Raw genomic sequence first — 25,068 nt, 5'->3', positions numbered from 1 at the left:
CCTTACGCTCGAATACCCGTCCCGTTATTCTTTGACACTCCCCATCACAATTCCTTTAATGAAGAAACGCTGAAGGAACGGATACACCAGAAGAACGGGAAAAGCGGCGACGAAAATCTGGGCGGCTTTGCTGGTGCGGTCCGACAATTTGACCAGCAGCTCGGCGTCCTGCGCTTTGATAAACCGGAAGTCCATGTTGATGATAATGGTCTGGAGGAACGTCTGCAGCGGATATTTATCGGGATGGTTCATGAGAATCATGCCGTCGAACCAGCTGTTCCAATGGCCGACCACCGTAAACAAGCCCGTCGTCGCCAGTGCGGGTAGAGAAAGCGGAGCGTAAATCTTCCACAAGGTCGCAAAATGGCCGGCTCCGTCGATACGGGCCGATTCTTCAAGCTCTTTCGGCAGACTCCGGTAAAAATTCAGCAGAAGTATCACGTTGAATACGGGCAGCGCTCCCGGAAGAACGAGCGCCCAGACCGTATCGATCAGGCCGAGCGTTTTGATCGTCATGTACCACGGAATAAGACCTCCGCTGAACAGGATCGTAAACACGAAAATCCACACGTAAAAGGTCCGCATGCGGAACACTCGGGGGTCCTTCGACAACGGATACGCCGTAAGGATCGTCAGAAACATGCTGATCGCCGTTCCCAGCACGACCCGCTGGACGGATATCCAGAAGGCCCGCAAGTATTCCGGCTTGCCGAATACGTTGTCGTAGGCGGCTGTCGTAAAATCGACGGGCCAGAGCAGCACCTTGCCGGCGGAAGCGGCCGCTCCCGAGCTGAGCGAGATGGCCAGGATGTGAATGATGGGCATGAGACACGCGAAAGAAATGAGGGCGAGAAACACGGCGTTTCCGATCAGAAACAGTCTCCTGCCCAGGGTCAAGTTGTGGCGCAAGGCAATCCCTCCTCAGAAAATCCGGTAATTGGCGAAGCGGTACGCAAGCAGATACGATATCGAAATCAGGAAGAACGAAACGACCGACTTCAGAAGTCCGACCGCCGTAGCGAAACCGAACTGCGATTGCTGCACCCCCATGCGGAAGACGAACGTGTCGATAATGTCCGCGCTTTCATAAACCTGAGGGCTGTACAGATTGAAAATCTGGTCGAACCCGGCATTAAGCACATTGCCGATATTCAGCGTAAGCATGAGCACGATAATCGGCATCATCCCCGGAAGGGTGATGTAGAGGGTCTGCTTCCAGCGTCCCGCCCCATCCATCTCCGCAGCCTCATAGAGCGACGGATTGATGCCCGTAAGAGCGGCCAGATACACGATGGTTCCGAAGCCGAATTCCTTCCATACGTCCGAAATGACCATTACGTAAGGAAACCAGGCGTTATCCCCCAGAAAAAAAACGGGCTGCATTCCGAAGACGCCGAGGAGCTGGTTGACGATCCCCGACGACGGTGAAAGCACGTCGATCAGAATGCCGCTGAGCAGCACCCAGGACATAAAATGCGGCAGATAGACGAGTGTCTGAAACGTCCGTTTGATCCACTGCCTGCTCAATTCGTTCAGCAGAATGGCAATCGTAATGGGTACGATTAATCCCGCCGCGATTTTCATCGTCGCTATAAACAGGGTGTTGAAAAATATTTGTCCGATATCCGGGTAGTCCATCAGGAAACGAAAATTTTTCAGCCCCACGAACGGTGAACCGAATAACCCTTTGGACGGGATATATTTCTGAAAAGCCATCATAATTCCCGCCATCGGGATATAGCTGAATATAAATACAATAATCAGACCCGGCACTACCATCAGATGGAGAGGCCATTCCCTCCTCAAAGTCCGAAACCGCGTATGCATACCCTCACCTGCCTTGTCAGCTTCATATAGATAGAAAAAGAGGGATCGTATCCTTTCCGATCCCCCTCCAAGGATTTTGACTGAATTCATCCGCATCGGGCGGCTTCCGCCCTATTTGTTTTTGCTGTACCAGTCGTTGACTTCTTTCGTGATTTCGTTGCCGCCCATGCTTTTCCAGTCCGCGACGAATTTGTCGAACTCATCGGCAGACACCTGGTTCATGATGATTTTAACGAACACTTCATCCCGCTTTTTGTTCAAGATCGCCCCTTTTTCCACCATGGTCGGCGTAGGCGCTCCGTAAAACTTGTTCTGTTCGAACTGATTGTTCTTCTTCATGTCCGGATACAGCGAGACGGCACCCTTAGGACCGGAAATCAAGTATTCCCACCACATGCTCGTATCCCCGTTGACATATTTCATCGCGCGCCCGTAACGGGTCTTCTGATCCTTCGTCTTCAGTTTGCTTTCGTCTTTATTGGCGATCGCATCGGGAAGCACTTCACCGTTGTCATTGGTCTGATTGTTGACGAATATCGGGTTCAGCAGCCAGTAGTTGCTCGATTTCTCTACTTTGTCCTTGCCGAACTCGTATACCTTGCTCTCTTCGCTCTGACTGTTGTTCACGACGATCCAGTGGTTTAGCAGCTTGATGACCGCCTCCGGATGCTTCGCCTTCTTCGACACGACATAGTACTTATCCACGCCCAGCCCGATTTGGGACTTGGCGGGTTTTCCGTCCGAGGACGGAAGCGGGAATACGCCCCACTCCTGCACGACTTTGCCGTCCTTGACCGCACCGCTGGCCAGCTGGGCCGGCATCCATTCCGCCCCGTACGCCATGCCGATGCTGTCGTTGTACAGCATCTCGGAAGCTTTCGTCGCATCCTTGACAGCGAATTCCGGATCTATCAGACCTTTCTTGTACAGATCTTGAAGTCCCTGCAGCGCTTCCTTCATCTGGGGCTGAATGTCCCCGAACTGAAGCTTGCCGGTGCCGTCATCCAGCCACTGATTCGTGTAAGCGTGATATCCGTTCAGGAAGCCGGTGACGCCGAGGGCTCCGTCGAACAGGTTTTTGTTGAATGCCAGACCGTAAGCTTTGCCTGTTCCTCCGGGGTCCTTCGTCTTAAAAGCTTCCGCGATTTTGGCGACATCCTCCATCGTTTTCGGCTCGGGCAGGTTCAATTTTTTCAGCCAATCCGTCCGCACCCACAAAAACTGGGCGTAATAAGGATTCGATGTCGAAGGAATGGCCATCAGCTTGCCGTCGAACGTGGCCGACTTCATCTGAAGACCTCCGTCCATCGTCATCATTTTTTTCGTGTTTTCGGTAGCAACCTTGTCGTATACGGACGTCAGATCCATAATCATGTCGGCTTCGATAAGCTGCTGAAGCTGAGCCGCATCGACGGGAAAGAAGTCCGGTATGTCGTTTGTGGCGATGGACATTTTCAGCTTTTCCGCGAACTGGCTTCCGTCCGCCACCCATTTGTTCGTGATTTTGACGCCGGTTTCTTTCTCGTACGCATCGTAGACCGCGTTTTTGTCGAAGGTTTCGCCCGGATCGAATTTCAAATACGGATCGCTGGCCCGTACCGTCGATACTTCCAGGACCCCGCCCGTATCCGGCGCCGCCGCTTCTTCGGGTGCCGTGCCGCTGCACGCCGTAACCGTTAACATGGCAGCGATGACGGCCGCCGGAAGCAGCCCTTTATGTCTGTTTTTTTTGCTCAATGCAATCCCCTCCTGGGTGTACTGTTCCTGATCGGGCCGCTGTGACCGGCCTTTCGTTCCTTGCGTAGCTTAAGTATAAGAAACGCGCTGACGGGCTGCCATATACTCCTATTTACATTCGTATACACCTCTTGACTGACCTTCGTTCAATAAAACGGCGGTCCCGAACGGCATTTCCGCAGCGAACGGGGCTCCCGTCTTCCCGCATCTTTGCTTCCCGCTCCTACGTTGTGTGAACTAACCCAGTTTTTGATATTGTAGAACCGGGGCGAATAACTTAGAATGATGAAGGAACTATACGTTCGAAGGGAATCAGAAAATGTCGATTAAACGATTATCCGCGCTCTTTTTAGCTGTTATTATGGCCATTCTGCTAATCAATGACAGCGTCTTTTATTATTCCACCAAAAAATCGCTGACGGCCAATATGGAAACGGAATTGTTTTCTCTTTCCCAGCAAATTCAGTTAAGCATTGACCACGTGGAATACTCGTCTCAGACCCGGGACAAGCTATTGTCCGATTCGTTAAGGCAAGTAGCCCTCGGCGTCAAAGCCGCTCTTCCTCCCCGTTACCAGGATATCGACAACAGCATGCTGGCGGAGCTCAGAGTCAAATATAACGTAAGCAATCTCACCTTGTTCGCCCAGATCGGAGACGAGATCGTCAGTGTCCGTTCCTCAGATCCCAAGGAAATTAATTTGAACGCAAAATATTGGGGCAATTACCGGATTGCGCTGGAACAATTATTCAGACTGGAACCGGTTACCGTATCCGAAGGCACGACCCTCGCGAGCTTCTGGGCCGGTAAAATATCGGGTTCCGCCTCCAATCCCGATTCCAAAAGAAACAAATTCGGCTTCTATTACGACGGGACGACCGACTACGTCATTAACCCGACGATGAACAGCACGCTCATCGAAAGGTTCGATCAGAACGACGGTTCGGAATTTATCGTCGCCGAGACGTTAAAAAATAACAAAAACCTGCTTGAAATAACGGGGTTCAATCCCCGCACCTTCTCCAAACCGGATGACGACCCCAGCTTTTACACGGTGACGAACGGCTCCAAAAACATCCGGTATTCCGAACGCAAAATTTTGTTCGGCCAGTACAATAACAAATCGCCGGAGGACGCAGACCTGATCGAACAGGCCGTCAAACTGGAGAAGCCGCTCTTCTTTCCTACGAAAATAAACGGTAAAAGCGTGCTGAAAATTTTTTATCCGGTTAAAAGCGAACGTGTCCAGTTCCCCTACGTGATCGGTCTCGTCAATGACATGGAGTATATACACAGCTCTTTGAACAAGCAGCTGCTTAACTTTTTCCTCGTCATCGTTTCGGTTTCGATTGCCAGCCTGATTATGGTCTATTTTATTTACAAAGGGGTTAACCGCACGAAGGATGCCGTTGCCCAGACGATTCAAGAAAATTATACGGACGAGATGAACAGTCTGATGGTCGCGATCAAAGGTCAAAATCATGATTTCACGAACCATCTGACGACTATCAGCTGCATGGTCCAGCTGAAAAAGTTCGAAGAAACCAAGAAATACATCCAAGAGCTCGTGGAAGAAACCAGACTCGTCAACAGCATTGTCCATGTCGGCCATCCCGCTCTCGCTTCCCTGATCAGCTCCAAAATTACACAGTCGCAGCTTAGAAAAATCCATTTCACTTACGAGCTGGACTTGGCGGACGATCTCACAAGCATTTCCGGACTGAAGTCCGTCGACCTCGTGAAAATTTTGGGCAATCTGATCGACAACGCTTTCGACGAAGTTAGCGGAATGGACGTGGAGCAGCGAAACGTCCACCTGCTCGGCTATACGGAAGAGAACACGCTCGTCTTCAAGCTTTCCAACCAGATCGGCAAAAGCTTGTCCGAGAAAGATCTTGAGGCCATGTTCACGAGCGGCTATTCCACGAAAAAAGACGGCGTTCACAAAGGCCTCGGTCTCGCCATCGTCAATCAGCTCGTACAGCGGTACAAAGGCACGGTTTCCGCTGAAATTTCCGGAACGGACATCATCCAATTTACCGTCATTCTTCCGATCTATTCCTGACTCCTCAAGGGGTAGGATAAGGAACAGATACTTGAGATTCCCGCGTTCCACCAAAAAAAGAAACTCGGCCCGCTTCCGGCAGGCCGAGTTTTTTCGCTTAACGGTTCAATTCGTGAAGGGCGGCTTCGTACTTGCGCATTCTTTCACGGTCTTTCGATGTCGGTTCCTTGATACGGGTCATGTCCATGTTATCGTGAACATCGGCCAGTTTGACTTCCCGGGCCAGAGAATTTTGCTTCGCTCTCCTGACAAAGTCCAGGTAGTCCTCGCCCGGCTCCCGGCTCAAAGCGGTTACCGCTTCCACGATGTCCCGCGCGAATCCTTCACGCAGCAAGTCTTCGGCGGTTACCTCCGAATCTTCCAAAACGTCATGAAGGACAGCCACGACGCGCGCATCGGCAGTCCGGACGCTCTGCATAACCCGGAGCGGGTGCAGAATGTACGGCTGGCCGGCTTTGTCCGTTTGGCCGGAATGGGCCCGGGCGGCTATAATAATCGCTTTTTCCAAGGTGCTCATGCTTTGCCTCCTCCCTGATCCTGCGCTTCATCCAAATTATACCATGTTCCGTCCCCTATTCACACGGCACCGCTTTCGATCGGAGGACGGTCCTCTTCACCCCCCTGCATTGCTTCACGGTGTGGCGCCTTTTTCACGCGTTTTACCTCTTCCATATCCTTCCTGTATACTGTGAATGAACCTTTTATTCATACCGATACAGGAGGAACCCGAATGATCAAGCATCACATCGAAAGATTGGAACAGCTGCTTCCTCTCAAAGTGGGAGAAGACCTTCAGGAAGAATATGAAACCTACCTCAAGCTTGAAGGCGCCGGAGAAGAGCAGTTTGCTGTCCTGGAAAGGAAATACGGCGTGACTCTGCCTGACGATTTCAAGGAATTTTACCGGCACAAAAACGGCTGCGGTTACCATTTCCATATTTTGTACCCTTCTTACGGTGAGGGGGCCATTTCCCCTTTTTATCTGCTTTCTCTGGAGAAAATCGACAAAGTGAAAGCTTATTTCTGCAGCGAGGACGTCCTGCTCAGCGAGCATTTCGAGGAAGACGAAATCGCTCGGCTTGATAAACGGATCCGGCCTTACTACAGCAGCCGTAAATGGCTTCCCGTTGCGCAGCTCGCCGGAGGCAGCCTGTATCTGATGCTGGATTTCGACCCTTCCGAGCAGGGCAGGGCGGGTCAAGTGATTGCATTTGTGCATGATCCCGACTTCATTTACTATGTGGCGGACAGCTTTACGGAGCTGTTGGATATTTCCAACAAAAACCTTGAAGACTGGGAAGAAATCGATTATTAAAATGCAAGAACGGGGCCGGACGGCTCTGCAATCGGCCTAAAATTAAAAGCGGAGTGCGGAGCCTGAGCCCCGGCACTCCGTTTCGTCTGTTTCAAGGCAGGGCTTGACCCGCTCCTACGCTGGCTTTAATCATTTGAATAAACCTCTTCGCCGGGGGCGAGAGAACCTCATCCGCGCGTGTACATACCGCAATGATATTTTTGAGCCGAATGTCCTTTACGTATACCCGGGCCAATTCGCCGCGCTTCACATGATCCCTTACGACCAGCGAGGAAATAAAATTCGTCCCGTACCCGGCCATCACCGCGCTTATCGTTTCATTCAAGCCGTTAAACTGCAGGGCAATCCGGGGCGGGCTCACGTTATGCACCCTGCATAAGGAAAAGAGCCATTCCCGAGTCGAGCTCCCCTCTTCCCTCATAATGAAGGGCTCCTTCACCATGTCGGCCAGCGAGATATGCCCGTTGGCATATTTATGACCGGCAGGCACGACGAACCACAGCTCGTCCTCAAAAAGCTCCTCCCAATGGATGCCGGGCTGCCTTTCACCCGCTCCCCCGTAAAAGGCAATCTCCGCTTCGTAATTGAGCAGGCTGTCGAAAGCGCTCCGCGAATTCGTCGTGGTGATGAAGAAATCAACTTCTTCATGGTCCCGCTTGAACTTGGCGACCCAGGCCGGAAGCAGAAAATTGGCCGGCAGGTAAGTCGACACGAGACGTATCGCTCCCTTTCTTCCCGCCGTATAGGCGCCGATGAAGGCTTCCATCTCCGCTTCCAGGGCAAACAGCTTTCTGGCGTAGTCCAACAGCTTCCGGCCGGCATCGGTTAAAGAAATTCCTCTTCCCCGGGCCATAAAGAGCCTCATCCCGATTTCGTTCTCGAACCGCTTGATCTGGGATGTGACAGCCGGTTGTGAAATGCGGAGCGCCTCAGCCGCTCCCGTTACACTCCCGTATTTGGCCGTTTCGTAAAAAATCCGTAAAGCGTGAAGATTCATGCCCGCGCCCCTTCCCATAACTTGAAATTATGATTTTATAATAATTATATATTTTATTTATAATTCAATCCAGCATACAGTAGAAGGAGATCCAATACGAAAGGAGTTTTACCTTATGACGCAATCAAACGAATTTCCCGAAGTCCGTGATGAACTTTCCGCAGCAAGCCTGTCCAGCAAATGGTCGGATGTGGATGCGTGCCTGAACGACTGGCTCGTCCCCGCCCATCCCGTCATGACGGAGGTTCTCGCTAACAACGCCAAAGCCGGCCTCCCTCCCATTGACGTGGCGCCCAACCAGGGCAAGCTGCTCCACCTGCTCGCCCGATCTAGCGGAGCCCGCTCCATCCTGGAAATCGGCACGCTGGGCGGGTACAGCACGATCTGGCTCGCCCGCGCACTGCCCGAAGACGGCCGAATCGTCACGCTGGAGTACGACCCTCACCACGCGGAAACGGCCCGCCAAAATCTGAGGGGGGCAGGCGTAAGCCATCTCGCGGAGCTGCGGGTGGGCGAAGCGCTCGGATCGCTGGAGCAGCTTGACGCGGAAGGAGCAGGGCCGTTCGATCTCATCTTCATCGATGCCGATAAACCGAACAACCCCGATTACTTCCGCTGGGCGCTTAAGCTTTCCCGCCCGGGCACTCTCATTATCGGGGACAATGTCATCCGCGACGGGGAAGTGGCCAATCCGCACAGCACCGATCCGCGCGTTCAAGGGGTCCGCACCTTCCTGGAGCTGATCGCGGCCGAACCGCGGGTAACCGCGACGGCCCTGCAAACCGTCGGCAGCAAAGGCTACGACGGGTTTGTCCTGGCGCTGGTCACCGCCTGATTCACGCGGGAGCCGTTGCGCGCTGCTGCACGATACATGCGGCAGCATTACGTCGGCACACCGTAAGTGACTTCCGCGCAACATCCCAGGTCCGCCCCGCCGGTTAGGAATGCCCGGCCGGGATGGGCCTTCTTTTTCCGTGTCATCCGTCTAGGCGTGACCGTAATATTTTTGATAGCGCAGCATTTTCCGGTAGATGTTTTTATTCTTCAATGTTTTGAATCCGGAAATTTTGGGACGGGGATTCGCTTCCAGAATCCAGGGGTGCAGGTTAGGGTCCAGTCCGACGTCCAGCCCCACTTCTTTAATCCGTGGAAACGTCTTATTGAGATGCCGGGCCGCCCCGAGTCCTAACTTCAGCAGAGAAGCCTTGTACCGATTTCTGTCCGCCACATGACCTTTCAGAAGAACCTCAACCGGTTTGGAAGAACCTCCCCTGCATAGATTTGTTACGATTTTCCGGGGATGCCCGGTACGGCCGATCATACCCGTCGTTTCCCAGGTTCCTCCCGGATTTTTCTGGATCATGATTCTCAAATCGAAGAGCCGCCCGTTGTGGCGCAGAAGATGAATCCCCTGCTGGATCACGTACGGGATTTTTTTGGTGCGGGCCCGAAGAGCCTTTTCCATGCTTTCAAAATCCCGAAACCGCCTCACAGCGGTATGAAGCTGAAAGTTATAACCTTCCTTTCTTCTCTCCACCCGGATAACGCCGTTGCCCCCCGTGCCGCTGTTCGGCTTTACATACACCATTTTGTACGTACTCAGCATCGCTTTTAATGTGCTTTTCCTATAAAACCGGGTTTCCGGAACGTTCCTTCTGATTTTCCCGTGCTTCAGCAAACAATCGGAAACGTTCTTTTTGGTCGCATAGCCTCCCAAATCCATTCATCCTCTCTTTAAGTATGGCACTAGTCTATGAATATGTGATGTTTGCGCCCTTGCTTGTGCGCATACCAAATCGGGCTTTTCCTGCTCTTCCGACTTCCTTTAGAAATGAGCTGATTTCCCGCTCCCGCAAGCTATAATCCGCTGATTAACGGCAGTAAAAAAAGTGTAATCCAACATAGATCGATACTCGGTTCCAGTACATTTCGGAACCCTGCCTTATAGCGGAAGGGACAGCGCCGAAGAAACCTTACATTGTCCTGTAAAAATGAGGTATACTGATCTGGCAATACTTAGCCTGAGGAGACTGTTGGCATGAAACCCTTTGACGATAAATGGTTGTTTGAAAAAGCTTACGAGAATGCGCCGTTTGCTATGGGCGTTTATTCGCTTACGGAAGACCGCTGGCTGCGGGTTAATCCTTCCTTTTGCCGCATGCTCGGATATACGGAGGACGAGCTGGTAGAACTCTCCGACAGGCAGATCACTTATCCGGAAGATATCGTGCTATCTCCTGCGCCTCTTCCTTCCCTTTCTTCCATCGAAAAAAGATATGTCACCAAAACCGGCGGGATCGTCTGGGCTGCCATAGGCCTCTCCCCGCTGACTCCGGACTCCGGAGAACCTGCCGTTCTTCTGGTACAGGCCGTCGATCTGACGGCGCAAAAAATGCGGGAAGAACGGCTTCTCGACAGCGCACGGCAATACCGCCTCATCACGGAAGCTTCGCTGGACTGGATTTCCAGACATGAACCGGACGGGCAGGCGACCATGACCTACTCGTCTCCCAGCTGCAAAGCCATTTTCGGCTATGAACCGGAAGAAATGGTCGGACAGGGAGCAATTCCGCTCGTTCATCCCGATGATCTGGAAAGGGTTCTTCATTTTCTGGAACAGAACCGTCATACGGGGGGCGACAAAGTAACGTTCCGGTTCCGCTGCAAAAACGGCGATTATGTCTGGCTGGAATCGACCACCCGTTACACGTACGATAAAGACGGGAATGTGAATGAGATCATCTCCATCTCCCGCGATATTACCGAACGCAAAAAAGCGGACCAGCAGCTTCAGGAAAGCGAACAGCGCTACAAATCGTTGTTCGATCATAACCCGGCCGCGGTTTATTCGATGAATTTGGACGGCGATTACAAGACCGCCAACAAGAACTTGCAGCAAATTACCGGTTATACGCTGGAAGAGCTGATCGGGATGTATTGGGGACCGATCGTCGCACCCAAAGACCTGCCCAAAACGCTTCACCACTTCGAGCTCGCCAAGCAGGGTTTTCCCCAAAGCTATGACTTGACTATCATCCACAAAGACGGGCACCCCGTCGAAATCAATTCGACCAACATTCCGATCATCGTTGATAACGAAGTCGTCGGCGTCTACGGGATTACGATCGATATTACGGAACGTCAGAGATATCTCGCCCAGATCGAAAAACTTAGCAGCGAGTATACGCTTATCCTCAACTCCGTGACGGAAGGCATTTTCGGCGTAGACTCCTCCGGCAACGCGATGTTCATTAATCCGGCCGGCGCGGACATGCTGGGGTTTGTCCCCGAGGAACTTATCGGCAAGCCGTATCTCGGGATGCTGCAAAATGCGTTCGGCAGTCCCGCCCAGCAGTCCGAGGACGAACAGATCATTTACCGTGCGATCCGGGAGGGGCACGCGTACCATAACAAGGAAGCCGTGTTCTGGCGCAAGGACGGCTCCAGCTTCCTCGCCGATTATCACGTGACGCCTTTAATCGATAACGGGGAGCTCCGTGGCGCCGTTGTCGTATTCAAAGATATTACGGGCGAGAAAGAAATCATACGGGCCAAGGAATTCGCGGAAAAAGCCGATCAGGCCAAGTCCGAGTTTCTGGCCATCATGAGCCATGAGATCCGGACGCCGATGAACGGCATTATCGGAATGGCGGATCTGCTGGCGGAAACGGAGCTGACCGAGGAACAGCGGAGCTATGCCGACATCATTTTGCAGAGCAGTTACGCCCTGCTGCGGATCTTGAACGAGATCCTGGATTTCAGCAAAATCGAAGCCGGCAAAATGGTCGTTAATCACGAGCCTTTCGATGTCCGCTTGGTTATGGAGCATGTCGTTGAGCTGTTTCAGCCGAAAGCCGCGGAACGCGGTATCCGTTTGACGTACGAGCTGGACGGCAGCATTCCTCCGACACTTATCGGGGACGAAGGCATTCTGCGCCAGATCATCGTCAATCTGGTCGGGAACGCGATCAAGTTTACGGAGAAGGACGGTCATGTTTCCCTTACGGCCAAGCTCGATCAAATACCCGGACGCAGGGATGCCGTGTTGCAATTTCTGGTCCGGGATACGGGCATCGGAATTCCTGCCGACAAGCAGAGCCAGCTGTTCCAGTCGTTCTCCCAGCTTCACCCGACGATTAACCGCAAATACGGCGGTACGGGTCTCGGGCTTGCCATCTGCAAGAAGCTGGTCGAGCTGCTGGGTGGAGCGATCGGCGTCGACAGCCAGGTTAACGTTGGCTCCACGTTCCATTTCGTGCTGCCCTTCGAACTGCCCGGCGAAACGCCTTCAGCGGATGCCCTCGCGGAACACGCGCAGCGCGGTACGCCTGCACCGGCTCTTGTGAGCGGCAGAGAAAGCGGCGGCTCGCCTTCGCCCAAGTTCGGTCCGATGAAGCTGCTTGTTACCGACGATAATTCCGTAAACCGCCTGCTGCTCCTTACTCTGCTCAGGAAGCTCGGATACGAAGCGGACTACGCGGAGAACGGCGCGGAAGCGCTGCAGGCGGTCCGGTCCACCACCTACGATATAGTGTTTATGGACCTCCAGATGCCGGAGCTCGACGGCTTCGAAACGACCGCGGCCATCCGCCGGTTAAAAGGAGACGCAGCTCGTCCGGCGATCGTGGCGGTGACCGCTTTTGCCCAGAAGGAAGATATGGAGATGTGCCTCGCTTCCGGGATGAACGATTTCATCAGTAAGCCGGTATTTGCTCCGGAAGTTGAACGCGTGCTGAAGAAATGGTCGCCGCATGAGTTTTATCAGCCCCACCAAGAGAAGGATTAAATCAGCTTGACAACAAGGATGAGCATCTTCGCCCCGGCGGAGATGTTTTTTATTTATAGGCACGCAGCCGGCTTGAATAGACTTCTCGCATCCGGGACAAATGGTCGTGTTGACAAGTGAACGTCCGGCGCATATACTAAAAGCATAACGATTAAGTTAACTTAACAATTAAGGTGATGACATGGACGAACGCTTATATCAGACCGTAAAGGAGATTAACGAGGCCGAATATACGGCCAACCTGCTCCTCTTACAAGAGTACAACGAACTCCTGCAGGCAGATCTGACCTCCAAGCAAGCGGTCGTTCTGGAACACATTCACAAACACAAGCGTTTGACGGTCAAAGAATTGGCGGATTTAATGCTTATCACTTCCAGCGCGGTCAGTCAGCTCATCGGCAAACTCGACAAGGAAGGATACGTTAAGAGAGAAATTAACCCGAATAATCGCCGGGAAATCCTCGTTGAGCTCGATCAAGCCGGATGGGATTATTTCGAACGCCAGGATAAGGTCGAGAAGAGCATCGCGGAACGCTTTTATTCCAAACTGGAACCCGAGGAATTAAGCGCCCTGCGCAAAATCACGTTCAAGCTTCTGAAAATTATCGAAGCTGAAATAAGGTGACGTCCCGCGTCCCTTTCCGCCTAATATGTTAGACTGCTTAATTGTTGCGTTATCTTAATTCTTTTATAAATAGGATAATTGGAGGGATTACCATGCAAAACAAACAAAAAGAGTTTCAAGAACTGTTTTCCGTCATGTCGGAGAAAGGAATTTTCAACGGAGCGTTTTTGGCGGCGGAAAATGGAGAAATCGTCTTTGAAGGCGCGTATGGGCTCGCGGATAGAGAGAGCGGCCGCCCCGTCACCGTTCATTCCGTTTTCGAACTCGCTTCCGTTTCCAAAACCTTTACGGCCATGGGTACTCTTATACTCGCCGAACAGGGTAAACTTTCACTTAATGATTCCGTGGAGCGCTGGCTTCCGGACTTCCGTTATAAGGGGATCACAGTGAGGGACCTTCTGCGGCACACCTCCGGCCTGCCCGACTATACACCTCTTTTCATCAAAGACTGGGACCGTTCTAAAATCGCCACGAATTGGGACGTTCTGGAGTATTTCAATGTCCATCAGCCTCCGCTGCAATTTCAGCCCGGTGAGAACTGGGAATACACCAATACCGGGTATGTTTTACTGGCCCTGCTGATCGAAAAGATTTCGGGTCTCTCCTTTGCCGAATATATGAGTGAAACGCTGTTCAAACCTCTCGGCATGCATTCCACACGGATTCATAACCGGCGTCGTTCCGGAACTGTGCCGGAGGGTTTTGCTTTCGGATACGTATATTCTTTCGAAACGCGCAGCTATCACCTCCCCGACGAACAGCCTGCGACCGATTTTGTCGTATACCTGGACGGAATCCAGGGAGACGGGACCGTAAATTCCACGCTGCACGATCTATTGATTTGGGACCAAGCGCTGTATACGGAGAAACTTGTCAGCAAAAAGACACTGGACGAAGCTTTCACTTCCGGAAAATTACCCGACAAGAAGCCTTATTCGTACGGATACGGCTGGATCGTGGAGCAGAGGGAGCATTTCGGAAAAATTGTTTCCCACAGCGGCGGCTGGCCCGGCTACAGCACGAATCTGGCCCGTTACACGGATCACGGAAGAACGACGATTTATTTGGCCAACACGGATCGTCAGCTGGACATTCAGCAGAAGATTCTGAACGAGGCGGAAAACATCCTTTTCGGCCTCCCCCACTCCATCCCTGATGTCCCGGCCGAACTTAAACCCGTGAAGATCGACAAAGCCGTCTATCCCTTGTACCGGGGTGTTTACAAGATGGATATGGGACTCGATCTCAGCGTGACGTCCTGTCCCGAGCAGGATCAGTTATTCATCCAGCTAAGCGGGCAGCCTCAATACGAGATTTTACCGCTGTCCGAAACGCGTTTCTTTGTCCGGGAGCTTCAAATCGAAATTGAGTTTGCGGCCGAAAAAGCGGGCAAACCCGCCGACGGGCTTACGCTGTTTCAATACGGCGAACACCGGGGCGTACGGGCCAAGTAACGGATGTACGCTGTCAAGCGGGTTTTCCGTATCACGTGAAGCTCTCGGCGCGCGATACTCGGCTTCACTTGACGGCGGTCAACCAAACGTACGCCGCTGTATGCGGTGCGTCGAGCGGACGCCGCAAAGACGCCAAAAGGATTCCCCTGCACGTATGGTGCGGAGGAATCCTTTTTTATGGGGGACGGGCGTTCTATCGTGCCGCCTTACTACGGATATACCGCTTCATACGGTTCCGTATGCATGCCTTCTATGCGGAATCTTGCGATACTCAGCGGTTCTTTTAGCTGAAGCTCATTCACGTTCATATGTTTATACTCCGACAAAACGAGCTGGAACAGACGGGCAATCAAATGGCAGTCGCCGAGCGCGTCATGTCTTTTATAACCGGAGGCATCGATTCCGTAATAGCTTATCAGCCTATCCGTTGAAACAATCCCTTCCCATTCGGGATGAATGACTTTAACCAGCACCTTGAGGTCCAGCACTCTATTTTCGGGGTAAGGCAATCTGTTTTCTTGGCACAGCCGCCGCAATAACGGGACATCGTATTCATAACCGGCCTGTGTAACGAGGATCCGGTTTTGTATAAAATCCAGAAATAGCGGATAAATGACGCTAAACGCGGGGGCTTCCGCAAGATCTTCGTTCCTTATACCCGTCAGTTTTTCGACAAAAGGAGGAACCGGCTTCGGGGTGTATACCGGTCTGCAGAATGAGTCGCCCGCCGCTCCTTCTTGATCTACATGCACCGCCGCCAGTTGGGTCACATAATCATCCGCCGTATGAATACCTGTTCCCTCTAAGTCAAAAACACAAAAAGGCTGACTGTGCAGATCGGGAACAAATAGATCGGAAATCAGATAGTGATCTTCTCTCATCCTTATGTTCATCATACTCCCCCTTCATCCATGGAATTTTCGGAATAAACGGTCACGCTTATCATCCCTCTCCTCATAACGTGAAGCCCGTCTGCCCGCCGGAAACCGTTTATTTTAGAGGGACACAAACGTTCCGTTCAGCGGAATCACCTGCATAACCGGTTTCAACGGAATGGTTACCTGCACCTTGAGGCCGCGCTTGTCCGACACGCACTGAATTTCTCCTTGAAGGCTCCGGACTCTCTGCTGTATTCCGTAAATCCCCATGCTTCCGAAGCCGTTGTCCGCCTGTTCCATGGTTTTTGTGCCCATCCCGTTATCCCTGTAGGACAGAAGCAGATTCTGTTTGCCTCCCGTCAAAGTAACATGGACCTCCTGGGCCTTCGAATGCTTCATCGCATTGGACATAAGCTCCTGCGTAATCCGGTACACCGCAATCCGCTGTTCATCGTTCAAATAATCCTTGAAATGCTCCGCTTCGAAATAGATCGTAAAGTCCGCATGCAGCTGAATGTGGTCAAACAGGGCTTCCAGAGCCTGTACAAGCCCCCACTCTTTAAGAAAAGGAGGCCTGAGTTCGTTGCAGGTCAGGCGGATCTGGTACATCACGTCGAGAAGGCCGTCTCCGATTTGAGCGAGACCTTCTTTAAGCTCGTCAGGGCCGAGGCCCGAGGTCCGCAGCTGCTCCAGCTTCCGGTACCAGATAATTTGCTCCTGGAGAGCCGCATCGTGCAAATCCTGGGACAGCCGCTTCCGTTCATGCTCGGACAAACTGAAGAACAGGCGCAGCAGCCAGGGAGGAGTCTCCTGTTCCTCCATCGTCCGCTTCAGCTCTGCCGATAAGTCTTCGATGACGGTGAGATTTTCATACACGACGTTAACGTAGCGGATCAGAGTTTTCAGCCAAATTCTTTTGACGGGAAGACGCGTACTGTCCGTCAACTCTCCGAATATGAGCCAGAACGTTCTGCCTTTGAATTCCCCTATTTTCAGAAAAGATCCTTCTTCGTATTCGAAAACTTCGCCGATCGAAAGCTGCTGGCTCTGATGCTGCCTTATTTTGTTCAAAACGGCCTTAGGCACCTCACCCGTACCCGCTCTTACCGAGCAGGACGAATGACCCGCCTGAGATTCAATCAGGGAAATGCAGTCGATTTGAAAAATCAGCTTCACTTCGGCCAGCAGCCGTGCCTCCAGCTCCGCGATTTTCATAATGCCGAAAAGATCATGCGAAAAATTGTCGAGACTTCCCTGAAGCGCGGAATATCTCTCGTCACTGCGGCGCAGCTGCTCCCTGCTGATATGGAGCTCCTCATTAATCAAATTCAACTCGGCCGCGTAATAGCGGGCTCTATCGTAAAAGCCGCCCAGAAAATAAGCGATGACGGTACAAACAACGGCACCCGCCGCCTGCATCTCCCAGGCATCCCCGATAACGAAATAGTAATAAAGAAAAAACACGATTCCCACAACGGTCGTAAATCCGGCACCCGCAAGGCGCCCAGTCCTTTTCATCCGCAACGTTCAACTCTCCTTCAAAACTTCTTGGTACATGTCCATCTTCGTCAATATATCATCCCGGGAATGAACCGATCACGCAAATTTGTTGCGTGCACACGCAAAAATTCCTGATCCGGTAGAATCCGAATTGTGTCCAATGCTATGATTCTAGTTAACCCAAGCCCCTTGACACAGGAGAAGCGATACCAATGGAAATTCCAACTAAAAAGGGTCAAGAAGAGCTTCCCGTTCACCGGACCCTATTTACAGCCTCGATCGAACATGCGCCTGTCGGCATCTGTATGGTGGACAACGGCGCTTTAATATACGCGAACGACTCTTACGCCAAGCTTGTCGGCTATGAGGCAGAAGAAATACGCCGGTCGAAGACCGGTTTTCTTGAACTTGTTCACCCGGATGACCGTCTTTTGGCGGTCCCGCTTATTTCCGAACCTGAAGGCGGCCGCCAGGTCCCGGTCCGTATCCGCAAGCTTCATAAAAACGGACAATCGATTTATACGGAAATTCATCCGTCGACTGTACTTGTGAACGGAAAGAAGATTCAATACTGTACCGTGATTGATATTTCGGAGCAGATGAAGATACAGCTGCAGCTGCAGGAAACCCGTGAAGAAATGAATGCGCTGCTGACCAACAGTTCGGACGCCGTCTTTTCCCTGGACGAGCATGGCCGATTTACAACCGTTAATCCCCAATATGAATCGTTGACAGGGTATACGAAGGACGAGCTGATCCAAATGGCGTTCGTCACTCTCATTGATCCCGGTGACCTGCAATCCGCTTTGGACCGTTTCGACGACGCAAAACGCGGAATTTCGGGAAGCGCAGACCTGCGGATCATTCGTAAAGACGGGGATAAAATTTCCGTAAATGTGGCACATTTTCCGGTAAAGATGAACGGATTGCTCATCGGCACCTACGGAATCGCCCGGGATACGAGCGTTCAGACTGCAGCAGTCCCGCAGTTGGAGGAGTTCGCCTATGCCGATCCGGTTACCGGCCTGCTGAGCCGCAAGCTGTTTGAAGACCGGCTGGAGCAGACGATCCGTTTCTCCAGAGACGGACGTCTTCCTTTTGCCGTCCTCTCCATGAACTTGAACCAGTTCCGGAGAATTAACGATTCGTACGGTCACCAGCTGGGAGACGATCTGCTCGTTCTTGTCGCCGCCCGCATCCGCGGGCATCTGCGGCTGACAGATACATTGAGCCGTTTTGCGGGAGACGAATTTACCCTCATTCTGCCCGAGACGCCGCAGGAGGAGGCCCTGCGCCTCATCCGCTTTATCCTCGACGGGATGCGGGAACCTTTTGTAGTGAATGGGCATTCCGTAGCCTTAACGGCCAGCATAGGAGTCGCATTCAGCGGGGGCGGCGGGGAAAATGCTCAAGATATGATCCGGCACGCAAACACGGCGATGGACCACTCCAAGAAGCTTCGTACGGACGCTTATACCGTCTACACGGAAGAAATGGATCTCAGAACCTCCTACAAGCTCCAAATTCAGCGGGATTTGGAAACGGCGGCGGCCAAAAACGAGCTGGAGCTTTTTTATCAGCCTATCATGTCCTTGAAAACCGGCAAGCTGACTGCGATGGAAGCCCTGATCCGCTGGAAACACCCCCGGCTCGGGTACGTTCCGCCCGCCGATTTTATTCCGGTGGCCGAGGAATGCGGCCTTATTTTGCCCATCGGCATCTGGGTTCTGCAAACGGCCTGCAGGCAGGCCAAAAAGTGGCAGGCTTCCGGAGCGGATCTCTTCAAAGTGGCGGTTAACGTATCGACCAAGCAGCTTCAGCAGCCTTATTTTGCCGAACATGTTCTTTCGGTTATGAAGGAGGCGGAGCTTGAACCTGCCCGGATCGAACTTGAAATTACGGAGAGCGTTCTGCTGGACGATGTCCATGCGATCAAGGAAAGTTTGCTGAAACTTAAAGAGGCGGGGATTTGCATTTCTATCGACGATTTCGGGACAGGATACACCTCCCTGAACTATTTGCGTGAATATCCTTTCGATAAAGTAAAAATAGACCGGGCGTTCATTGAAGACATTAACCGGGATTTGAACGGGAAACGGATCGCGTCCGCCATCATCTCGCTGGCACACAGCCTCCACATGGACGTGGTCGCCGAAGGCATCGAAAACGAGCTTCAATATAAGTACCTGCTCGGCGAAAACTGTAACGAAGGGCAGGGCTATTATTTCAGCCGCCCTCTTCCCGCAGATTCCCTGACAGGTCTGCTAAACCGCCCATGAAAACAAAAAACGTGCGCAAAGGGCTGACGCTGCGCCTTATTTTGAGTCTTCTCGTTGTTGCCACCGCTTTTCTGACGGCTGCCGTAAGCGGATATGCCGCCTATCAGGCCAACTTGAAGTCCCTGTCCACAAGCTATCTGGAAAACAATTCCCATTATGCCCAGAAGCTTTCTTCCAACACGGGCAACCTGCTCAATCTGATGCAGACGAGTATGGGCTCAATCGCGCAATTAGCGGGAAAACAGTCGTTTACCCAAAAGGACCTCGACATGTGGTTCACGTTTAACCGGCAGTACTTTAATTCCGTTTTTGTCGCGGATGATGAGCGGGACATAGAAGTGGCACTGCCTGCCGATGCCGGTGCCGTCGTAGGCACGCGGCTGCTGTCCGAAGCGTCCAAACGTGCGGTTGAGTTTAAAAAGCCGTTTATTTCCGAGCCTTATGTCGGTACGACCGGTCGCCTCATCGTGCTCGTCTCTTCGCCCATTTTTAAGGGAGATGGCTCTTACGGCGGCTTTGTCGGCGGAACGATTTATCTGGAGGAAGAAAACGCCCTGAGCAAGCTGCTCAAAGAGCACTTCTACGGGAACGGCTCCTACGTCTATGTTGTCGATAAAGAGTCCCGGCTTATTTTTCATCCCAACAAAGAACGGATTTATCAGGTTGTTTCCAGTAACGAAGTCATTCAAAAAGCGCTGGCGGGCAAAAACGGCTCCCAAAAAATCGTAAATTCGGAAGGACTCGAATTTTTTGCCGGCTACGCTTTTGAACCGATAAGCGGTTGGGGAATTATTTCCCAGACGCCTACCCGTGTGCTGGAGGAACCGCTTGAACAGATGATTTCGCACCTGCTGATGCAGGCGCTTCCCCTGCTCGGCGTAGTGCTGACCGTAGCCTGGTGGCTGGCAAGCTGGATCACGAGACCTCTTTATACGCTGGCCCGGTATTCGGAGGAATCGGCCGTCCAGGGTAACCTGACGGTGCCCGCTTCCCCCAGCATTCATTCCGGGCTGTACGAGGTCAGGCAGCTGTACCAGAGCATCAATTCCAATCTCAACCGGCTGAAAGCGGAATCGCTTACCGACGGTTTGACGGGACTAGCCAACCGCAAAGCTTTCGACCTTCTCATTGCCGAATGGGCCGAGCGGAAAATTCCATTCACCCTAATTCTGATGGACGTCGATCATTTCAAAAAAATCAACGATCTCCACGGGCACCTCATCGGGGATGAAGTGCTGAAATATTTAGCCTCGACGCTTTACGCTTTTTCAAGAGAAGAAGATTTGTGCTTCCGTTACGGCGGCGAGGAATTCGGAATTTTGCTGAAGGGCTGCGATCTCGGCCGGGCCACCCGTATTTCAGAGCGGCTGCGTGAAAAAGTGGAGAGAAGCAAAAGTCCGGTCGCTCAGCCCTTGACGGTATCCATCGGCGTCTCTTTCTCCTACAGCCGGGATACCGACGTCAAAACGATCATTGAAATGGCGGATAATGCCCTCTATCAATCCAAAAAAGACGGAAGAAACCGGATTACGATCTACTCGTGACGGATTGCCAAATGAAAACGGCGGAAAAGCCTGAGACTGCATACGCAGCTCCGGTCTTTTCCGCCGTTTGATGTTTAACGGGCCTGCCCGATGTTCACCGCGCGGCGTCAGTCCAGCTCCAGCCAGGACGCCATGTCCGCGTCCAGCCGCGCCTGCAGCTCTTCCCGCTCGAGCCACCGCGCTTCCAGCAGCTGAGTATCGCCACAGCCGCCCAGCTGCTGCAGCTCCACGTCCGCCGAGGCCAGCTGTGCTTCCAGCGCGGCGATCTGGGCTTCCAGCTGCTGCCGCTTCCGCTCGGCTGCCCGTGTCCCGGCCGCTGCTGCTTTTGCTGCGGCGTGGGCCGCGGCAGTTGCGCCCGCTGGCGGAAGCACGCTTGCACGCTGTGCGGCGGTCGCGTCCGCCGGCGGCTGCTCGCTCGCGCGCTGTGCGGCGATCGTGCCCGCTGGCGGAGGCACGCTCGTGCGCTGTGCGGCGGTCGCGCCCGCCGGCGGCTGCTCGCCCGCGCGATGTGCGGCGGCCGTGCCCGCTGGCGGGAGCTCGCCCGTGCGATGTGCGGCGGCCGCTTCCGCTGGCGGCTGCTCGCTCGCGCGCTGTGCGGCGCGGGCTGTGTCCGCCGGCCGGCGTGCGCTCGCTCGAACGGCAGCAGCCTGCTCCAGCTCGCGTTTCTTCGCCCGGTATTCGTCAAACTGGCCGATATAGCTCGTTATTTTTCCGCCATGAAGCTCCCAGATCCGCTGCGCAAGGCGATTAATGAAATACCGGTCATGAGATATGGCAAGCAGAGTTCCCGGATATTCTTCCAATGCTTCTTCAAGAGCTTCCCGGGAAGCGATATCGAGATGATTGGTCGGCTCATCGAGCAGCAGAAGATTCGGTTTTTGCCTGACGAGCAAGGAGAGCCGGAGGCGGGACCACTCCCCTCCAGACAGCATACTCACCGGTTTAAACACATCCGTCCCATAAAAAAGATACTTCGCAAGGATCCCTCTTGCTTCGCCTTCTTCAACCCGCGCTTCGATCCGGAAGTAGTCGAGGACCGACTTTTTAGGGTCCCTGGCCTCCTCTTGCTGTGCCATATAGCCGATCTCCACACGCGAGCCAAGCTCCAGCTCTCCGCGATCCGGAACTTCCATACCGAGCAGCAGCTTAAACAAAGTTGTTTTTCCCGTTCCGTTATCACCGACCAGCACAATTTTCTCGCCATATTGAAGGCTCCCTTCTGCTCCAGTCAATACCGGGCGTTCTCCATACGATTTATACACGCCCGTGAACTCCGCTACCCGTTTCCCTGAGCGATCCTGGAGGTTCAAGACGAAATCGGCGCTTTTCTGGTCCAGTGTCGGCCGCTTCATTACCTGCATTCGGTCCAATGCCTTGCGCATGGAGGCCGCCCTCTTGAAAAACTTCTCGTTGTCCCCCGTCCGTCCCCACTCTTCCAGCTTCCGGATCGTCTCCTTCATTTTCTTGATAACTTTCTGTTGTTCGTGGTACTGTGCAAACTGCTGCAGCAGCCGTTCTTCCTTTTCTCTCACATATCCGCTGTAGTTTGTTAGGTACGTAAATGCCTCTCCGTCATCCAATTCGATTATTTTGGAGGCGGTGCGGTCAAGAAAATAACGGTCATGCGAAACGAGAATACAAGCTCCGGGATAACCTTGCAAAAACTGCTCCAGCCACTCGATTCCCCTTAAATCCAGATGATTCGTCGGTTCGTCAAGCAGCAAAAGGTCCGGCCGCATAATTAGTTGGGAAGCGAGCGCGACCCGTGTTTTTTCCCCGCCGGATAAAGTAGAAAACTGCCGGGCATATGTCTCTTTCAAGATCTGAAGCCCGGCTGCAATGGAGTCTATAGCAGCATCCATTTCATAGCCGCCGCCCCGCTCGAAGCGTTCCTGAACCGACGCGTACGCGTCCAGCAGTTTCTGCATGTGAATCGTGTCATCCGAAACATCCGGCTCTGCCATTTCTTGTTCCAGTGCCGTCATCTCCTGCTGAAAGACTGTTAAATGCCGGCAGCCGTAAGCGAGCACTTCACGTACCGTAAGTCCTTCAAACTCCGTCGGTATTTGCGGCAAATAACCGATTGTCAGCTCTTTTCTAAGGGTCAGCATCCCTTCGTCTATGACCTGATGGCGGGAAATAAGCTGAAGCAGCGTGGATTTTCCGCTTCCATTCCGACCGATCAGACCGATTTTTTCACCTTCGTGTACCTCAAATGTGACTTCACTCAGAACGAGATTAGCCGCGTGGTATTTCTTTATTTGTTGACCGTTAACAAGTATCATCAGGGGATCCTCCTAGGAATGAAGACCCTTTTCCATACGACAAAAAAGAGCCGCGGCAATAAGCCCGCGACCCTTCTTCGGATGTAAAACTATCCGTATCGGTTAAGGTAGGCGTCTTCTCGCGATTGGGTGTACCGTATTCGTGAAAATGGACAGACTTCTCCCGTTGATCGGAAAAGCATGAACGATGCCAGCCATAGCAATCGGCAGCTGGCTAATACGGTCGTTAACCTTCTCGAGATTCACCTACCTCACCTCCTCATCATTAAAGTTACGTTTACTTTAGCATGAAATTTACAATGTTTGCAAGTTTCTTTTTCCCAAATAATCTCATGCTCTTTTTGAGGCTTTAATACCCAGACTTTAGCATGAAGCCAAGATGCTGCGTTATCAATCCAGATAGCTGGCGATCCCTTTTTCCATGAGATAGTCCATTTCGGCATCCAGAATATTGTCCACCGTCAGTTCATCCAGCTTAATGTCAGGCCGACTTAACACATAATCGGCAATATCGTCGCTGTCGATATCGACCTCACCCTTAGCATTTTTGTGAGCCTTGTTAATAAAATCCTGCTCGTATTTCAGCACGGATTTTATTTTTTGGGGGTCCGCTTTCGTTTTCCCCGCTATGTAAGCTATGAGCTCCTGCTCGTTGATCTGCTCCGTCATCAATTTCCATCTCCTCGTCCATTCGGTGTCCAACTGCCATTGTACCACATTAGAGAGGAAAAAATTAAATCAATGGAGCTCCCGCCCGTAGCGGGAGCGGCGGATGTTGTACTGTAAAAAATGTTATGCAGACATCTTAAGACTGCCTGGTATGTGCGGCACCGCATTCTTACGGCGTCTGCCGCTGCGCAGAATGTGATTCTGGGCTAGACCGAGTGCAACTGCCGGCTCGACTTCATCACGTTGAGCAAGCTCGACAAGAAGGGCGATATCCCCCATTTCATAAGCGGCTGCCATCATTCGCAGATAAGCTTTCATTCCGTTCTCTGACGGAGCGTCATGCGTACTGGTTTCGATGTCTCTTCTCACGGCTTCCAGGGACTGGCGGGCACGGTGCAGGGCAGCTTTCACCGCTCCTTCCGTAGTTCCGAGTCTAACCGCAGTCTCAAGACTGGAGAACCCGAGCACATCCCGGAGCAGAAAAACTGTTCTTTGCAGCGGAGGCAAATGCTTAACTAAAGCGAGAAAGATTTCTTCAAGTTCTAGAAGCTTCAAAATTCCCTCATTCCGAGTTAATGCCTGCGCCTGTTCATTTTTCATAATTCGTGCCAAAACCTGCTTTCGCCGCGATTGATCGATCCACACGTTTTTTGCGATGCGAAGCAGTGTGGCTTCTACGTTACCGTGTCCCTTTCCTTGAGAAGAGATCGCTCTCAACCAGGTCTCCTGAGCCAGATCCTCCGCATCCCATGTCGACTTCGTCATGGACAGACAGTACCTTTTTAACGTCTGTTGCAGCTGATTGATCCGGCTGCTGTCCTTTTCTTTTCCTTTTAATAGGTAATCCGCCACCGCCATCCGTATCGCCCCCTTTTTTTCCTGCAGCCGTTCGAATGCATCGGCTCCCGGCCTGTAATGAACCTATTTATATTCTGAGTGTCATTTTCCGGTTTTATTAATCCTTTTGCAAAACGGCTCATTTTATAACGGCAATGCCGTTGTATTAAGTAAACGAACGAACATCCGAAAAGGATACGCCGGTTCACCAACTTTTGAAATTAATTTTGGATTTAAATTTATTTGCTCTCCTTCGTATCTTTTGGAGGA

20 protein-coding genes are annotated in these 25,068 nt (G+C 52.3%); 8 read left to right on the top strand and 12 right to left on the bottom strand.

Annotation, left to right across the window (positions count from 1 at the left end):
• Positions 1 to 24: 24 nt before the first annotated feature.
• From C4S74_RS15055 to C4S74_RS15045, 3 genes are all read right to left on the bottom strand, one after another.
• A complete protein-coding gene (locus tag C4S74_RS15055) occupies positions 25 to 909 on the bottom strand; it encodes a carbohydrate ABC transporter permease (protein WP_103996113.1) in 885 nt (294 codons plus the stop codon).
• A 12-nt stretch (positions 910 to 921) separates the two neighbouring features.
• A complete protein-coding gene (locus C4S74_RS15050) occupies positions 922 to 1,827 on the bottom strand; it encodes a sugar ABC transporter permease (protein WP_181024432.1) in 906 nt (301 codons plus the stop codon).
• A gap of 111 nt (positions 1,828 to 1,938) precedes the next feature.
• Positions 1,939 to 3,564, bottom strand: a complete 1,626-nt coding sequence (locus C4S74_RS15045) for an extracellular solute-binding protein (protein WP_103996112.1) — start codon at positions 3,562 to 3,564, stop codon at positions 1,939 to 1,941.
• 319 nt (positions 3,565 to 3,883) lie between these two features.
• On the opposite strand from C4S74_RS15045, the gene C4S74_RS15040 reads away from it, so the two are divergent.
• Positions 3,884 to 5,629 (top strand): sensor histidine kinase, encoded by a 1,746-nt coding sequence (locus tag C4S74_RS15040; protein ID WP_103996111.1) that lies wholly within the window; start codon positions 3,884 to 3,886, stop codon positions 5,627 to 5,629.
• A 97-nt stretch (positions 5,630 to 5,726) separates the two neighbouring features.
• Here C4S74_RS15040 and C4S74_RS15035 read toward each other — a convergent pair whose 3' ends face one another.
• Positions 5,727 to 6,146, bottom strand: coding sequence for an HD domain-containing protein (locus tag C4S74_RS15035; RefSeq protein WP_103996110.1), 420 nt, complete (start codon positions 6,144 to 6,146; stop codon positions 5,727 to 5,729).
• Between the two features lie 213 nt (positions 6,147 to 6,359).
• On the opposite strand from C4S74_RS15035, the gene C4S74_RS15030 reads away from it, so the two are divergent.
• Positions 6,360 to 6,944: an SMI1/KNR4 family protein gene (locus tag C4S74_RS15030; protein ID WP_103996109.1), complete on the top strand. Its 585-nt coding sequence runs from the start codon at positions 6,360 to 6,362 to the stop codon at positions 6,942 to 6,944.
• Between the two features lie 91 nt (positions 6,945 to 7,035).
• Here C4S74_RS15030 and C4S74_RS15025 read toward each other — a convergent pair whose 3' ends face one another.
• The gene (locus tag C4S74_RS15025; RefSeq protein WP_103996108.1) at positions 7,036 to 7,941 is read right to left on the bottom strand and encodes a LysR family transcriptional regulator; all 906 of its coding nucleotides are present in this window, start codon (positions 7,939 to 7,941) and stop codon (positions 7,036 to 7,038) included.
• Between the two features lie 115 nt (positions 7,942 to 8,056).
• On the opposite strand from C4S74_RS15025, the gene C4S74_RS15020 reads away from it, so the two are divergent.
• Positions 8,057 to 8,776 carry an O-methyltransferase gene (locus tag C4S74_RS15020; RefSeq protein WP_103996107.1) on the top strand — a complete coding sequence of 240 codons (720 nt, stop codon included), beginning with the start codon at positions 8,057 to 8,059 and terminating at the stop codon, positions 8,774 to 8,776.
• 150 nt (positions 8,777 to 8,926) lie between these two features.
• On the opposite strand, the gene C4S74_RS15015 is transcribed toward C4S74_RS15020, so the two are convergent.
• Positions 8,927 to 9,664: a YheC/YheD family protein gene (locus C4S74_RS15015; RefSeq protein WP_103996106.1), complete on the bottom strand. Its 738-nt coding sequence runs from the start codon at positions 9,662 to 9,664 to the stop codon at positions 8,927 to 8,929.
• A 315-nt stretch (positions 9,665 to 9,979) separates the two neighbouring features.
• Here C4S74_RS15015 and C4S74_RS15010 point away from each other — a divergent pair, with 315 nt between their 5' ends.
• From C4S74_RS15010 to C4S74_RS15000, 3 genes are all read left to right on the top strand, one after another.
• Positions 9,980 to 12,727, top strand: coding sequence for a PAS domain S-box protein (locus tag C4S74_RS15010; RefSeq protein WP_103996105.1), 2,748 nt, complete (start codon positions 9,980 to 9,982; stop codon positions 12,725 to 12,727).
• A 181-nt stretch (positions 12,728 to 12,908) separates the two neighbouring features.
• Positions 12,909 to 13,352, top strand: a complete 444-nt coding sequence (locus C4S74_RS15005) for a MarR family winged helix-turn-helix transcriptional regulator (protein ID WP_103996104.1) — start codon at positions 12,909 to 12,911, stop codon at positions 13,350 to 13,352.
• Between the two features lie 92 nt (positions 13,353 to 13,444).
• Positions 13,445 to 14,806 carry a serine hydrolase gene (locus C4S74_RS15000; protein WP_103996103.1) on the top strand — a complete coding sequence of 454 codons (1,362 nt, stop codon included), beginning with the start codon at positions 13,445 to 13,447 and terminating at the stop codon, positions 14,804 to 14,806.
• A 209-nt stretch (positions 14,807 to 15,015) separates the two neighbouring features.
• On the opposite strand, the gene C4S74_RS14995 is transcribed toward C4S74_RS15000, so the two are convergent.
• Positions 15,016 to 15,699, bottom strand: a complete 684-nt coding sequence (locus C4S74_RS14995) for a PolC-type DNA polymerase III (RefSeq protein ID WP_219819059.1) — start codon at positions 15,697 to 15,699, stop codon at positions 15,016 to 15,018.
• A gap of 102 nt (positions 15,700 to 15,801) precedes the next feature.
• Positions 15,802 to 17,202 (bottom strand): sensor histidine kinase, encoded by a 1,401-nt coding sequence (locus C4S74_RS14990; protein WP_258042493.1) that lies wholly within the window; start codon positions 17,200 to 17,202, stop codon positions 15,802 to 15,804.
• 194 nt (positions 17,203 to 17,396) lie between these two features.
• On the opposite strand from C4S74_RS14990, the gene C4S74_RS14985 reads away from it, so the two are divergent.
• Positions 17,397 to 19,463 (top strand): EAL domain-containing protein, encoded by a 2,067-nt coding sequence (locus C4S74_RS14985; protein ID WP_103996100.1) that lies wholly within the window; start codon positions 17,397 to 17,399, stop codon positions 19,461 to 19,463.
• Positions 19,460 to 21,007: a sensor domain-containing diguanylate cyclase gene (locus tag C4S74_RS14980; protein ID WP_103996099.1), complete on the top strand. Its 1,548-nt coding sequence runs from the start codon at positions 19,460 to 19,462 to the stop codon at positions 21,005 to 21,007. Before C4S74_RS14985 ends, C4S74_RS14980 begins: the two co-directional genes overlap by 4 nt.
• 107 nt (positions 21,008 to 21,114) lie before the next feature.
• Here the strand turns inward: C4S74_RS14980 and abc-f are convergent, their stop codons facing one another.
• The 4 genes from abc-f to C4S74_RS14965 all read right to left on the bottom strand — a co-directional run bounded on the left by abc-f (position 21,115) and on the right by C4S74_RS14965 (position 24,819).
• Entirely contained in the window at positions 21,115 to 23,292 is a 2,178-nt protein-coding gene (abc-f, locus tag C4S74_RS14975; RefSeq protein WP_103996098.1) for a ribosomal protection-like ABC-F family protein, read from the bottom strand.
• A 102-nt stretch (positions 23,293 to 23,394) separates the two neighbouring features.
• Positions 23,395 to 23,538, bottom strand: coding sequence for an RAxF-45 family protein (locus C4S74_RS27200; protein WP_308458022.1), 144 nt, complete (start codon positions 23,536 to 23,538; stop codon positions 23,395 to 23,397).
• 144 nt (positions 23,539 to 23,682) lie between these two features.
• Entirely contained in the window at positions 23,683 to 23,961 is a 279-nt protein-coding gene (locus C4S74_RS14970; protein WP_103996097.1) for a hypothetical protein, read from the bottom strand.
• A 123-nt stretch (positions 23,962 to 24,084) separates the two neighbouring features.
• On the bottom strand, positions 24,085 to 24,819 hold the full coding sequence (locus tag C4S74_RS14965) for an RNA polymerase sigma factor (protein ID WP_103996096.1): 735 nt from the start codon (positions 24,817 to 24,819) through the stop codon (positions 24,085 to 24,087).
• Positions 24,820 to 25,068: the final 249 nt, after the last annotated feature.

The sequence above is a fragment of the Paenibacillus sp. UNC499MF genome (assembly GCF_900107975.1).
GTDB lineage: Bacteria > Bacillota > Bacilli > Paenibacillales > NBRC-103111 > Paenibacillus_F.
The sequence above is the reverse complement of the archived record's forward strand: the minus strand, read 5'-3'. Positions and strand labels throughout refer to the sequence as shown.